This is a genomic window from Cellulomonas sp. Leaf334, from assembly GCF_001424195.1.
Lineage (GTDB): Bacteria > Actinomycetota > Actinomycetes > Actinomycetales > Cellulomonadaceae > Cellulomonas.
Window position 1 is genome coordinate 1,601,628 of sequence record NZ_LMOO01000001.1, and the last position, 12,827, is coordinate 1,614,454.

Below are 12,827 nucleotides of genomic sequence, written 5' to 3' on the forward strand. Positions count from 1 at the left end.
ATTTTCGATCAGCGCCGATCCGGATCGAGGAGTCATGACGACAGCAGTACGCGGCGGGCTCCCTCTGCCGACCGACCGCACCTTCTGGGCAGCCGTCGACGACCGTGGCCTCGTCTCGCGCGCGCAGGCCGAACGCGGGACGTCCTGGCCGCAGCCGCTGGCCAGCCAGTACGCCCGCTACCGCCGCGACGGCGACCGGGTCGAGTACGAGGCGCAGGTCTTCGGCCGCGAGGACCGGCTCACCCGGGCGGTCGTCGCGGCACTCGTGACGGACGACCGTGCATGGGTCGACGAGGTGGCGGACGGTGCCACCCTCCTGTGCGAGCAGAGCTCCTGGTGCTGGCCCGCGCACGACGTCGCGGCCGCCGCCCTGGGGGCGGTCGTCCCGGTGGTGACCGAACCGGTCCTCGACCTCGGTGCGGGCGAGGTGGCCGCGCGGCTGGCGTGGATCGACCACGTGCTGGGCGACCGGCTCGACGACCGCGTCCCGGGACTGCGCCGCCGGATCCGGCACGAGGTCCGCACGCGCGTGCTCGACCCGTTCATGGCACGCGACGACTGGGGCTGGCTGGTACCGCCGCTGAGCAACTGGACCGCGTGGATCCACGCCAACGTGCTGACGGCCGCCCTGGCGTTCCTGGAGCCGCCGGAACGCGACGCGGTGGTGGCGCGGGTGGCCCGCGGGCTCGGGGACTACCTGGCATCCCTGCCGGGTGACGGCGCCATCGACGAGGGCTACTCCTACTGGTGGCAGGGCGCCTGCCGCGCGCTCGAGGCCCTGACCCTGCTCGAGCACGCGACCGGGGAGGACGCCTCGACCTGGCCGGTCGTGCGCGCGATGGTCGACTACCCGCACACGATGCACCTGGGCGGGCGCTGGTACCTCGGCGTCGGCGACGGCACCGCGACGCCCCCGACCGACGTCCCGTGGCACGTCCTGCACGCCTGGGCGCTGCGGACCGGCTCGTCGGCCGCCGCCGACCACGCGGCGGCCGAGCACGCCCGCGCGGCCCTGCCCGTCCGCGGCGGCATCGGTCGCACGCTGGAGGCGCTGGTCTACGACGCCTGGCCGTCGTCGACCCCGGGCTCCCCGCTCCCCGCGCACGTGTGGTTCCCGAGCACGCAGGTCGGGCTTGCACGCGAGACAGCCGGGTCGGCGCACGGGCTGACGGTGACGCTGAAGGGCGGGCACAACGCCGAGTCGCACAACCACAACGACCTGGGCGCCGTCGTCGTCGCGGTCGACGGCGTCCCCGTCGTCGTCGACCCGGGCCGCCCCACGTACACCGCGCAGACGTTCGGCCCCGACCGGTACGACCTGTGGACCATGCAGAGCTCGTGGCACTCCGTGCCGGAGGTCCGCGGCATCCCGCAGCACGACGGCCGCCAGGTCCGGGCCACGGACGCGTCCGCCGACCGCGACCGCATGCAGCTCGACCTCGCGGCGGCCTACCCGACCGACGACCTGACCCGCTGGACCCGCACCGTCACGCTCGACCGAGGGACGTCGCGCGTCCACGTCGCCGACGACTGGGACGTCGCACCCGGTCCCGGCGGGAGCGTCGTGCACTGGGTGCTGGCCGGCACCGTGGAGGCCACCGCACCGGGACTCGCCACGATCCACCCGCTCGATGGCGCGCGCCCGACCCGCCTGACCTGGGACCCTGCCACCGTGACCTCGACGCTGACCGTCCGGCCGCTGGACGACCCGATGCTCTCCGACGTGTGGGGCGACCACCTCACCCGCCTGGACCTCGCCGTCGACGACTCCGCAGGGCACGGCTCGCTCGTCGTCACGGTCGAGATCGCTGCGGAGGCAGCCCGATGACCTCGCTGCCGGTCACGCGCCGCGACCAGCTGCTCGACGTGCTCCGTCGCGAGGGCACGGTCCGCATCAGCGACATCGCCTCCGCGCTCGGCGTCACCCCGGTGACCGTCCGCCGCGACATCACGCAGCTGGCCAGCGAAGGGCTGGTGCGCCGGGTGCACGGCGGCGCGACCCTGCTGTCCACCCCGGACAGCGAGGAGGGGACCCCCGTCGTCGCGACGCTCGGCATGGTCGTCCCGTCGCTCGACTACTACTACCCCGGGGTGCTCCAGGGCGCCCGCGAGGCCGCCGCGCGCCTCGGGGTCCGGCTGGTGCTGCGCGGGTCGTCCTACGAGGTCGAGGACGACGAGAGGCAGGTCACCGGCCTGGTCGAGACCGTCGGCGTCGACGGGCTGCTCATCGCCCCGAACCTGTCCGGGGCGGGTGGCGACGCCCTGCTGGCCAGGCTGGCCGGGCTGGACATCCCCGTGGTCCTGCTCGAGCGCACGGCGACGGTCCCGCCGCACGGCGCACCGATGGAGTCCGTCGTCTCCGACCACGCGCTCGGGGCGAGCATCGCGGTGCACCACCTCGCCGCCCTGGGACACCGCCGGGTGGGGCTCGCGTACTCGCAGGCCAGCCCCACCGCGCCGAAGGTCCGGACGGGCTGGCTGAGCGCGTGCGAGACGCTCGGGCTGGACGCCGCACCGGACCTGTCGATGGTGAACTACCGCGACCCGCTGTGGCGCGCGGAGGTCGACCGCATCCTCGACGCGTGCCTCGCGGCCGGCACGACGGCGCTACTGGTGCACTCCGACCCGGAGGCGATCTCGGTGGTCGAGCGGTGCGAGGAGCGCGGCATCCACGTACCGGGGCAGCTGTCGGTGGTCGCCTACGACGACGAGGTCGCCGGGCTCGCGAACCCGCCGCTGACGGCCGTCCGCCCCCCGCGACGCTCGATCGGCCGGACAGCCGTCGAGCTGCTGGTGGACCGGTTGGGCGAGCCCGCCCGGGCCGTGCACCGGGTGACGGTCACGCCCGAGCTGATGATCCGCGAGTCGACCGCTCCCCCGTCGTAGGACGACGGGGGAGACGGTCGAGCTCTGCCGGACACGTCAGGCGAGCGCCTTCTCGGCCTCGCGCGTCAGGTCGTTCTTGTCCGCACGTGCCGCCCGGAGACGGGACGCCACGACCGCGCCACCGGCGACGAGCGCGGCGACGACCGCGATCGACAGGCGGACCGTCTGGTTCGCCTCGTCGCCCACCGAGATGGCGACGACGGCCGGCGCGATGAGCAGGGCCACGAGGTTCATGACCTTGATCAGCGGGTTGATCGCCGGACCGGCGGTGTCCTTGAACGGGTCGCCGACGGTGTCGCCGATGACCGCCGCCGCGTGGGCGTCGGACCCCTTGCCGCCGAAGTTGCCGTCCTCGACGATCTTCTTCGCGTTGTCCCAGGCGCCACCGGAGTTGGCCAGGAAGACCGCCATGAGCACGCCGGTCGCGATGGCCCCGCCGAGGAACCCGGCGAGCGGACCGACACCGAGACCGAAGCCGACGGCGATCGGCGCGAACGCCGCCAGCAGACCGGGGGTGGCCAGCTCGCGCAGGGAGTCCCGGGTGCAGATGTCGACGACCTTGCCGTACTCGGGACGCACCTCGTACGTCATGATCCCGGGGTTCTCGCGGAACTGGCGCCGGACCTCGAACACGATGGCTCCGGCAGCGCGGGTCACGGCGTCGATGGCCAGGCCCGAGAACAGGAACACCGTCGCGCCACCGAGGATCACGCCGACGAGGGTGACCGGGCTGATGATGCTGTAGCTCAGCATCGCCTGGGTGAGCTCGTCGCCCGCCTCGCCCGCGGTCTGCAACGCGTTGAACACCGCGTCCGCGTACGAGCCGAACAGCGCGGTCGCGGCCAGCACGGCCGTCGCGATCGCGATGCCCTTGGTGACCGCCTTCGTGGTGTTGCCGACGGCGTCGAGGTCCGTGAGGATCTGCGCGCCCTCGGGTGTGACGTCGCCGGACATCTCCGCGATGCCCTGCGCGTTGTCGCTCACCGGCCCGAACGTGTCCATGGCGACGATGACGCCGACCGTGGTCAGCAGGCCGCAGCCCGCGAGCGCGATGAGGAACAGGGACAGCGACACCGAGCCGCCGGCCAGCAGGAAGAGCCCGCAGATGGCCGCCGCGATGATGCCGGCGGTGTAGACGGCGGACTCGAAGCCGACCCCGATGCCGGACAGGACCGTGGTGGCCGCACCGGTCAGGGTGGTGCGGGCGACGTGGAGCGTCGGCTTGCTCGTCGTGCCCGTGAAGTACCCGGTCACCCAGAGGATGACACCCGCCAGGACGACGCCGATGGCCACGGCGACCGAGGCGATCACCCGCGGGTCACCGCCGTGGGTCGCCAGCGCGTCGCTGACCCCCGTGATGCCCGCGAAGGTCGACGGCAGGTAGACGAACGCCGCGATCGCGGAGAGTGCGACACCGACGAGCGCCGAGATGTAGAACCCGCGGTTGATCGCCGCCAGACCGCTCTCCGCGCCCCGCACCCGCGTGATGAACACGCCGAGGACGGCGACGACGGCTCCCATGGCCGTGACGATGAGCGGGAACACGAGCCCCTGCTCACCGAACGCGGCCTTGCCCAGGATGAGGGCCGCGACGAGCGTCACGGCGTAGGACTCGAACAGGTCCGCCGCCATGCCCGCGCAGTCGCCCACGTTGTCGCCGACGTTGTCCGCGATGGTGGCCGCGTTGCGCGGGTCGTCCTCCGGGATGCCCTGCTCGACCTTGCCGACCAGGTCAGCGCCGACGTCGGCGGCCTTGGTGAAGATGCCGCCGCCGACCCGCATGAACATGGCGAGCAGAGCGGCGCCGAAGCCGAAGCCCTCGAGCACCGCGGGCGCATCCGCCCTGTAGATCAGGACGACCGACGCGGCGCCGAGCAGGCCGAGGCCCACGACGCTCATGCCGACGAACCCGCCGGTCCGGAACGCGATGCGCGCGCCCTCTGCACGCCCTCCCGGCTCCGACGCGGCTGCCGCCACCCGGACGTTCGCCCGCGTCGCGAGCCACATGCCCAGATACCCGATCGCGGCCGAGAACGCCGCCCCGAGCAGGAAGAAGACCGACCGGCCCAGCTTCACTCCACCGTCACCGGGCAGCAGGAACAGCAGGGCGCAGACGACGACCGCGAAGAGGGCCAGGGTGCGGAACTGCCGGCTCAGGTACGCCGACGCCCCTTCCTGGACCGCGCGCGCGATCTCGCGCATGGACTCGGTCCCCTCACCGGCCGCGAGCACCTGGCGGCGCAGCACTACGGCGATGAGCAGGGACGCGACCGCAACGGCCGCGATGACACTGACGATCGTGATGCTCGTGGACCCGAGCTCGACCATGCATCCTCCTCGGACATCAGCGAGGCCCCCCTGACCACGCCTGTCATGCAGCCCCGTTGCTGCGCGACTGGGTGAGTCTAGCCAGCAGATGTGACGTGGATCGCACCACGACGCGGGCGTGACCTCACGCGCCGACCGCGGGACGATCAGGAGACCCCAACCGTTCGCGCCCCGGGTGCGTCTGAGCAGGTGAGGGCAGTTCGCAGCGACCGAGGGGGACGACGATGAGCTGGGAGGCGGATCTCGACCGGCTGGTCTCCGAGCGCGGCTCGGCGCTGGTCGCGTACGCGTACCTGCTCGTCGGCGACATGGCGTCGGCCGAGGACCTGGTGCAGGACGCACTGGTCCGCACCTACTCGCGGCGCCGCACCGAGGAGATCACGTGGGTCGAGGCCTACGTGCGGCGCACGATCCTGCACACCTACCTCGACGGCTACCGGGCCCGGACCCGCTTCGCCGCGGTCACCCCGCTCGTCGCGACCCCCGACGCGGTGGACGACGACGTCGCGGCGGCCGGTGACCGTGCCGACGTCGCCCGGGCGCTGACCGTCCTGTCCCCCCGCGAGCGCGCCTGCGTCGTCCTGCGGTTCTACGACGACCTCACGCTCCCCGAGATCGGTCTGCGCCTCGGTGTCTCCCCCGGGGCCGTGAAGCGCTACCTGTCCGACGCCCGGCACCGGCTGGAACCGCTGCTCGGCCCACAGCCGGGGCTCGGCACCGAGGACGTCGCCACGATCACGAGGGGAGGTGCGCGATGAACCGCGACCTCGAGTCCGCACTGGGCGAGCTGGCGGACCGCGTCGAGCAGAGCCACCGCTCCGGGCGCGCACCGCTGCCGCTCGACCTCATCGCGGCACGCGCCCGCCGGCACCGCCGGACGCGCGCGGCCCTGGTGGCCACCGGCGCGGCGGCCGCCGTCGTCGTCGTCGCCGGAACCGCGTTCGCGGTGCTGCCCGACCGCGCGCCGGCACCCCCGGCCCACACGCCGACACCCACCGTGACGACGTCGCCCACGCCGACGACGACCCCGACCCCAACCCCGACCCCGACCCCGACCCCGACGGTCGCGCCCGTCGTCCTGCCCACCGGGAACCCCGCGCTGCCGTTCGGTGCGTGCGGCGCCCTGGCGGATGCCGCACCGGCGTACCCGGTCGACGACCGGGTGGTCGCGCGGGTGGGACCCGACGCCGCCGCGCTCGCCTCGGGTGCGTTCCTGGCGGCCGGGGGCGTCGTCGACAGGGACCTCGACGGGGACTTCCTCGCGTATGCCGTCCCCGACGACGGCCCGCGCGTCGCAGTCGTGCAGGACGGTGTGGTCGTCGGTACCACCGGCTTCTCCCCGGAGCCTGCCGACGTGATGTCCGGGCGCAGCGGCAACGACGGCGAGACCACGTCGTTCCGGGGGCTGCTGGACCTCACGGTCTGCGACCCCGGCGACGGCGGTCCGGCGACGGTCGGACGTCCGCTGCCCGCGGGGACCTACGAGCTGCGACCGTGGGCGAGCGTCGTCACCTACGACGGCCGCCAGGAGGCTCCGGCGGAGCTCTTCGCGGACTCCCTCACGCTCGACCAGGCAGCCGCGCTGGGTGGTGACCGGGCGACGGCGGTGGGCGAGCCCACGACCGTGACGGTGACGGGTGAGGCCGAGACGCAGCTCCCCCTGCCCGGCGCGGACGTGCCGCTCGACCGCACGACGTCCGCCGGACCTCCCGCGTGCGGCGCGCCGGCTCCGGCCGCGCCGGTCCGCGGGGCGATGCTCGACCTGCAGGTGGCGCCCGTCGCGACCACCCTCGCATCGGGTGCTCCCCTGACCGCGACGGCCACCGTGGAGTACACCGGCCCCGGCAGGCTGCGGGTGTTCGGCTACTACGCGGTCGAGTACTGGATCGTGCAGGACGGGGTCGTCGTGGGTACGACGGTCCAGGCGAACGACGCGTTCAGCCGGCTCGACCTCGGCGCGGGCGCGCCGCTCGGGTTCGCCGCGGACGGCCGCGTCCTGACGTCGTGCTTCGACGACGGAGGATCGCCGCTGAGCACCGGCGACCCGCTGCCGGCCGGCGAGTACACCGTCTACCCGGCATGGATCTTCTCCGACCCGGTCGCACGCACCGCGACCGAGACCGTGGAGCTCCCCCGACCGGGCGACACCTACTCCGTCACGCTGGGTACCCCCATCCCGGTGACACTCACCTGACCAACGGTTCGCACCTCCCGGTCGTCCAAGAAGATGACGGCACCACTCAGGAGGTGGCATGACGGCCTGGGAACAGGTTCTGGACGAGCTCGTGCGGGCTCGGGGGCGTGCGCTCGTGCGGTACGCGACGCTGCTCACCGGCGACGAGCGTGAAGGTGAGGACCTGGTCCAGGACGCGCTGGTGCGCTGCTTCAGCCAGGGCCGCCCTCTGCGGGAGACGGCCGCGGCCGAGTCGTACGTGCGGCAGGCGATCCTCACGATCTTCCTGGACGCCTACCGTCGCCGGGCCCGGTGGACCGCGGTCCGCCACCTGCTCGCGCGGGAGGACGACACCGCCGACCACGGCCCGTCGAGCACGGCCCGGCTCGACGTGCGGACCGCACTCCTCACGCTCCGGCCTCGGCTGCGTGCCTGCGTGGTGCTGCGGTTCTACGACGACCTGACCGTGCCCGAGATCGCCCGCCGGCTCTCGATCTCCGACGGCACCGTCAAGCGGTACCTCTTCGACGCGATCGGCCAGCTCGAGTCCTTGCTGGGACCGCTGCCCGACGCCCACACCATGGACATCCAGCTCGTCCCGACAGGAGTGACCCGATGAGCCCCGACCTGACCCGTGCCCTGCACGACGCCGTCGACACCGGCCCCGACGACTCGCCGTTCTCGGTCGACGCCCTCACCGGCCGCATCCGGCGCCGCCGCACGGTGCGGGCCGCGAGCCGCGGCGGCGTGGCGGTGGGGGCGGCCGGCGCGGTGGCGCTCGGCGCCGTCTGGATGGGTGGCCGCGCACCCTCGTCGGCCCTGCCTGCGGCGCGTCCCGATGCCGCGCAGGGCACCTGCGGATCGCCCGTGGCGGCGTTCCCGCCGGCGACCGGGAGCCCGGTCACCTTGCTGCCCGGCACCAGCGACCCGTTCGCCTCGGTCGGCGCCCTCGCACCGGGCGAGTCGGCCGCACGGCTGACCGGGCGCACGTTCGTCGGGCAGGTCGCCGTCGCGCTCTCGCCCGAGCAGTCCTTCAACGCGAGCGCAGTTGCCCAGGGCGAGACCGAGGCGGCGCTGCAGCAGCTGCAGGCTGCCCTGGCGCTCGCGCGGCGGCAGGCCGCCGCGGGACGCCCGACCCTGGACGCCCAGGGGATCGCGGAGCTGGAGGGCCGCGTCGCGCGGGCCGGCGAGGCCAACGCGGACGCCTCGGCGGTGCTGCAGATCGTCGGTCCCGACGCGATCTACCGGCGCGACCTGCAGCTGCTCCTGGCGCACGGCTCGACCGTCGTCGCGGTCGGCGGCCACGAGAACGACGACGGCGAGATGTTCGTCCAGGGCGAGACGGCGCTGCGCACCCTCGAGCTCGGCCTGCAGGGGTGCGACGAGAGCGGCGACCTCCCGCCCGGCACCTACGACCTCTATGTCGCATACGACACCGACTCCGCCGGTGGCGCAGAAGCCGATCGCATCCCCGAGGACCGTGCCCTGGCCGGACCGTGGACCGTAGACCTCCTCGCGGCGGAGCCGCAGCCCACCGGCCTTCCGTCCGAGTTCCCCACCGACGAGCTCCCTCTCGCCGGGGGGCGCCTCGTGTCCGCGGAGCGCCTCTCGCCGTCGCCCACCAGCGGCTGGCGCGTCGTGGTCGAGGTGGACGGGGACGACGCCCTGCGGCAGTCCGTCGAGCTGCTGGCCCTGCCCGGCCACGACACCACGCGGACGGTCGAGCAGGCGGTGGACGGGGCGACGGCGACCACCTCGCTCGAGGGATCGATCGCGGGGTGGGACGTCACGATCGCGGCCGAGCTCACCGAGGCCGGCGACCAGTCGATCACCTACACGTTCGTGCCGACTACGCGCTGAGTGCCGCCTCGATCGTGTCGTGCACGGTGAACACCTGGAGCAGCGCGGTGATGCGGAAGACCTTCAGCAGCCGCTCGGAGTCGATCACCAGCTGGAGCTGACCGCCCGCGAGCCTGACCTTCTTCAGCGTGCCGACGAGGACGCCGAGGCCCGTCGAGTCCATGAACCGGACCGCACGCAGGTCGATGACCAGATCGGTCCGGTCCCGTTCGAGCAGCTCCGAGAGCTGGTCGCGCAACGCGTCGGCAGACGACACGTCGATCTCGCCGTCCACCTCCACGACGGTCCGGGAACCGACATCCCGGCTGGTCACGCGCACATCCATCGGGTCCCTCCCTCCGTGCATTCAAACAGACGCGCGCCCGTTGACGAAGGACACGCGGTCTCCTGGCCTGACCTGCGCGAGCCTGCCGTGCGCGAACCGGCGGACCACCGCGACCACCGGGTACCCGCCCGTGACGGGATGGTCGACGCCGAACACGACCGGCTGCCCGTCGGGCGGCACCTGCACGGCGCCGAGGACCAGCCCCTCCGACGGCAGCTCGCGCCCCCGGTGCTCGGGGGTGCGCGCGAGGGCCGGACCCGCCAGGCGGACCGCCACCCGGCTCGTCGCCGGGGTCACGCGCCAGTCGCTCGCCTGCAACCGCCCCAGCACGTCCTCGAACCAGTCCGCGTGCGGGCCCGGCACCACCGGCAGCTCGACGCGGTCCGGCGGGGCGGACACCGGCGCGAGGTCCACGACCGGCCAGTCCGCCGGTGCCGGGCCGACCGCCAGGACGTCACCCGCCCGCACCGGATCCGGCCCGAGCCCGGCGAGCTGGTCCGTGGACCGGGAGCCCAGCACGGTCGGCACGTCGATCCCGCCGCGTACCGCGACGTACGTGCGCAGGCCCGACGTGACCGTGCCGAGCCGCAGCTCCGCACCCGACCGCAGCTCCAGCACGGCCTCGTGCCCGACCGGCCGGTCGTCCAGCCACGCCGGCCCCCGCGCTCCCGCGAGCGCCACGGTCACGTCCCCGACGGCCCGCAGCCGCAGCCCGCCGAGCAGGACCTCGAGCCCCGCGGCGCCCTCGTCGTTGGCGACCAGTCGGTTGGCCAGCCGCAGCGCGCCCGCGTCGGCGGCGCCCGACCGGCCGACGCCGACGTGCGCCCAGCCGGGCCGCCCCAGGTCCTCGACGAGCGTGAGCAGGCCCGGGTCGAGCACCTCCAGCGCGCCCGTCATGAGGCCGTGAACCGCACGTGCGTGCCGGGCTGGAGCAGCGCCGGCGGATCGCGGTCGACGTCGAAGAGGGTCTGCCCGCACCGGCCCAGCAGCCTCCAGCCCCCCGGGGTTGCCGCGGGGTACACCGCGCTGTACTCGTCGGCGATCGCCACCGAGCCCGCCGGGACGCGCTCGCGCGGGCTGTCCAGCCGCGGGACGCGCAGCACCGGGTCCAGGCCGACGAGGTACGCGAAGCCCGCCATGAACCCGCCGAACGCCACCGTGTACCGCGCCCCCGTGTGCCGCGCGACGACCTCGTCGACCGTCAGCCCGGTCAGCCGCGCCACGTCGGCGAGGTCGGGGCCGTCGTAGTCCACCGTCAGGCGGACCTCCGCGGCCGTTCCCTCCACGACCCGGGCGGTCCGCGCACCCCACCAGCGCGCCACCGGCAGCACCCCCGGGTCCACGCCCTCGCGCACCCGCAGCAGGAGCGTCCGCGCCGCCGGGACCTGGTCGACGACGCCCGCCGCGTCCGGGTCCGACACCCGCGCCGCACGGACCGCGTCGTCGAGCGCACGGACCTCCGCGAGCCCGGCGAGCTCCACCAGGACGGCGTCGTCCCCGTAGGGCACCACCCGGGGTGCGCGTGCATCGGTCATGGAACGATCCTGCCGGACCTACGGCACGACGACGCCCCGGCGGAGCTCCGCGACCGCGGTGGCGTTGGTGGGCAGACCGACGCCGGTGTCCGCACCCGCGGTCGCGATGGTGACGACGGCATAGCCGGTGTAGGTGCCCGCAGGCAGCGCTCCTCCGTCGCACGACGTGCGGTCCGACCTGAGCGACAGGACGTGCGCGGCACCGGGCACGAGGGACGAGATGCTCCTCTCGCGCACCATCTCCCGCGCCATCGTGTCGAGCGCGATCCGCCCGGTGGCGTCGTCGACCAGGATCACGCGCTGGTCCATCACCTGCGCCGTCGCCGAACCGGACCAGACGGCCTCGAGCTCGACCGACAGCTCGCCGGGGTCGCTCACCACGCCCCCGGTCAGGGCGACCCTGGGGTCGTTCGTACCCATGACCGACTGGTCGGCGTGGCACCACACCTCCCGCGCGTTCCCTGCCACGACGAGCGGCTCGCCCGGGCTCAGCGCGACGACGTCGCCGGTCACCGGGTCGGTGACCACCGCGTACACCGTGTACGTCCCGTCGGGCAGGGCCTTGAGCGCGTCAGGGCCCCCGCACGCGACGGTGCTCAGGTCCGCACCGGCCCAGCCGAGGGCGTGCTCCTCGAAGAACACCGGATCTGCGGCCGCCACGACCACACCGTCCCGTGCGGCGACCACACGGACCGGTTCCAGCGGCCTGGACGCCTCGCCCGGCCAGGACTCGACCGACACCGCGACCGGGCCGTGGGTCTCCGCGGAGTACTGCTCGAATGCCACCCCCAGCTCCGATCCGAACGGCGTCGACGGACGCCGCACCGTCCAGCCGCACTCGCCAGGGGCGGCGGCGGCATCGGCCGTGGGCAGGACCGTCGCCACCTGGTCCGCGGGGAGTCCCACGGGAGGCGGTGGGGCTGCCGGACCTTCTCGGCGCAGGACACCCGGGGCCTGCGTCGCGACGACGGCGATCGCCCCGGCGAGGCCCAGCCCCACCGCCGAGCGCGCCGCCGTGCGACCGGCACGACGTCGACGGATCCGACGGCCGAGCCCTGTGGGCTCGAGAGTGCCGAGGGGAGCGTGCTCGGCTACGTCGCGCAGGGCCGAGGACAGGTCGAGGCTCATCGGACGCTCCTGGTGGTGATCGGGTGGGACTCGGACGACGGTCCGGCGACCGGGCCCAGGACCCGTTCGAGCGCGTGCACGCCGTCGCTGAGGTACCGCTTCACGGTGCCGTCGGAGAGCTGCAGGCGGTCGGCGATCTCCGCGACCGTGAGGTCCTCGAAGTACCGCAGGACGACGCACGCGCGGACCCGCGGGGCCAGCCCGGCGAGCGCTGCGACGACGTCCCGCCGAGCGTCCACGCCGTGCCGGTGGTCGTCGGTCACCTCCGGGGACGCCACCAGGTGCCGCAGCCCCAGCCAGCGTCGGCGGCGGCGGTATCCGTCGATGTAGGCCGACAGCATCGTCTGGCGGACGTACCCCTCGACCGCAGCCGGTTCGCGCAGACGCGCACTGCGCGCGAGCACCGACACCAGTGCGTCCTGCACCAGCTCCTGCGCGTCGGTCTGGTCGCCGGTCAGCAGGTACCCGTAGCGCAGCAGCGCAGGCCCGCGGTCCCGGACCAGCGTCTCGAGCACGTCCTGCCAGTCCACCCGGGTGCCCGCCTCGCTGCTCGGTCCGTGCCGGCCGATGCGCCCGACACCGACCATGACGG

General features: G+C 74.1%; 12 protein-coding genes. 6 read left to right on the top strand and 6 right to left on the bottom strand.

What is annotated here, in order from left to right:
* The first annotated feature begins 34 nt into the window (after positions 1–34).
* The gene (locus ASF78_RS07245; protein WP_056586168.1) at positions 35–1,828 is read left to right on the top strand and encodes a heparinase II/III family protein; all 1,794 of its coding nucleotides are present in this window, start codon (positions 35–37) and stop codon (positions 1,826–1,828) included.
* Positions 1,825–2,886: a LacI family DNA-binding transcriptional regulator gene (locus ASF78_RS07250; RefSeq protein ID WP_056586170.1), complete on the top strand. Its 1,062-nt coding sequence runs from the start codon at positions 1,825–1,827 to the stop codon at positions 2,884–2,886. The genes ASF78_RS07245 and ASF78_RS07250 overlap by 4 nt, the downstream gene beginning before the upstream one ends.
* Before the next feature lie 36 nt (positions 2,887–2,922).
* On the opposite strand, the gene ASF78_RS07255 is transcribed toward ASF78_RS07250, so the two are convergent.
* Positions 2,923–5,214, bottom strand: coding sequence for a sodium-translocating pyrophosphatase (locus ASF78_RS07255; RefSeq protein ID WP_056586173.1), 2,292 nt, complete (start codon positions 5,212–5,214; stop codon positions 2,923–2,925).
* Between the two features lie 224 nt (positions 5,215–5,438).
* Between ASF78_RS07255 and ASF78_RS07260 the strand changes: the two genes are divergently transcribed.
* Genes ASF78_RS07260 through ASF78_RS07275 form a run of 4 tightly spaced genes read left to right on the top strand, consistent with a single transcriptional unit; the run spans position 5,439 to position 9,247 of the window.
* Positions 5,439–5,972 carry an RNA polymerase sigma factor gene (locus ASF78_RS07260; protein ID WP_056586174.1) on the top strand — a complete coding sequence of 178 codons (534 nt, stop codon included), beginning with the start codon at positions 5,439–5,441 and terminating at the stop codon, positions 5,970–5,972.
* The gene (locus tag ASF78_RS22735; protein WP_056586177.1) at positions 5,969–7,408 is read left to right on the top strand and encodes a hypothetical protein; all 1,440 of its coding nucleotides are present in this window, start codon (positions 5,969–5,971) and stop codon (positions 7,406–7,408) included. Before ASF78_RS07260 ends, ASF78_RS22735 begins: the two co-directional genes overlap by 4 nt.
* A gap of 58 nt (positions 7,409–7,466) precedes the next feature.
* Complete coding sequence (locus ASF78_RS07270; RefSeq protein WP_056586179.1) at positions 7,467–8,006, top strand: RNA polymerase sigma factor; 540 nt, start codon at positions 7,467–7,469, stop codon at positions 8,004–8,006.
* Positions 8,003–9,247 carry a hypothetical protein gene (locus ASF78_RS07275; RefSeq protein WP_056586183.1) on the top strand — a complete coding sequence of 415 codons (1,245 nt, stop codon included), beginning with the start codon at positions 8,003–8,005 and terminating at the stop codon, positions 9,245–9,247. Before ASF78_RS07270 ends, ASF78_RS07275 begins: the two co-directional genes overlap by 4 nt.
* Here ASF78_RS07275 and ASF78_RS07280 read toward each other — a convergent pair.
* From ASF78_RS07280 to ASF78_RS07300, 5 genes are read right to left on the bottom strand one after another with little or no spacing between them, the layout of a single operon-like run.
* Positions 9,237–9,572 (bottom strand): anti-sigma factor antagonist, encoded by a 336-nt coding sequence (locus ASF78_RS07280; RefSeq protein WP_056586186.1) that lies wholly within the window; start codon positions 9,570–9,572, stop codon positions 9,237–9,239. The two genes, ASF78_RS07275 and ASF78_RS07280, sit on opposite strands and share 11 nt — an antisense overlap.
* Positions 9,573–9,593: 21 nt before the next feature.
* Positions 9,594–10,469, bottom strand: coding sequence for a biotin-dependent carboxyltransferase family protein (locus ASF78_RS07285; protein WP_056586189.1), 876 nt, complete (start codon positions 10,467–10,469; stop codon positions 9,594–9,596).
* The gene (locus ASF78_RS07290; RefSeq protein ID WP_056586192.1) at positions 10,466–11,107 is read right to left on the bottom strand and encodes an allophanate hydrolase subunit 1; all 642 of its coding nucleotides are present in this window, start codon (positions 11,105–11,107) and stop codon (positions 10,466–10,468) included. Before ASF78_RS07290 ends, ASF78_RS07285 begins: the two co-directional genes overlap by 4 nt.
* 18 nt (positions 11,108–11,125) lie before the next feature.
* Entirely contained in the window at positions 11,126–12,235 is a 1,110-nt protein-coding gene (locus ASF78_RS07295; protein ID WP_056586195.1) for a hypothetical protein, read from the bottom strand.
* Positions 12,232–12,822: a sigma-70 family RNA polymerase sigma factor gene (locus ASF78_RS07300; RefSeq protein ID WP_082494836.1), complete on the bottom strand. Its 591-nt coding sequence runs from the start codon at positions 12,820–12,822 to the stop codon at positions 12,232–12,234. The genes ASF78_RS07295 and ASF78_RS07300 overlap by 4 nt, the downstream gene beginning before the upstream one ends.
* Between the last annotated feature and the right edge of the window lie 5 nt (positions 12,823–12,827).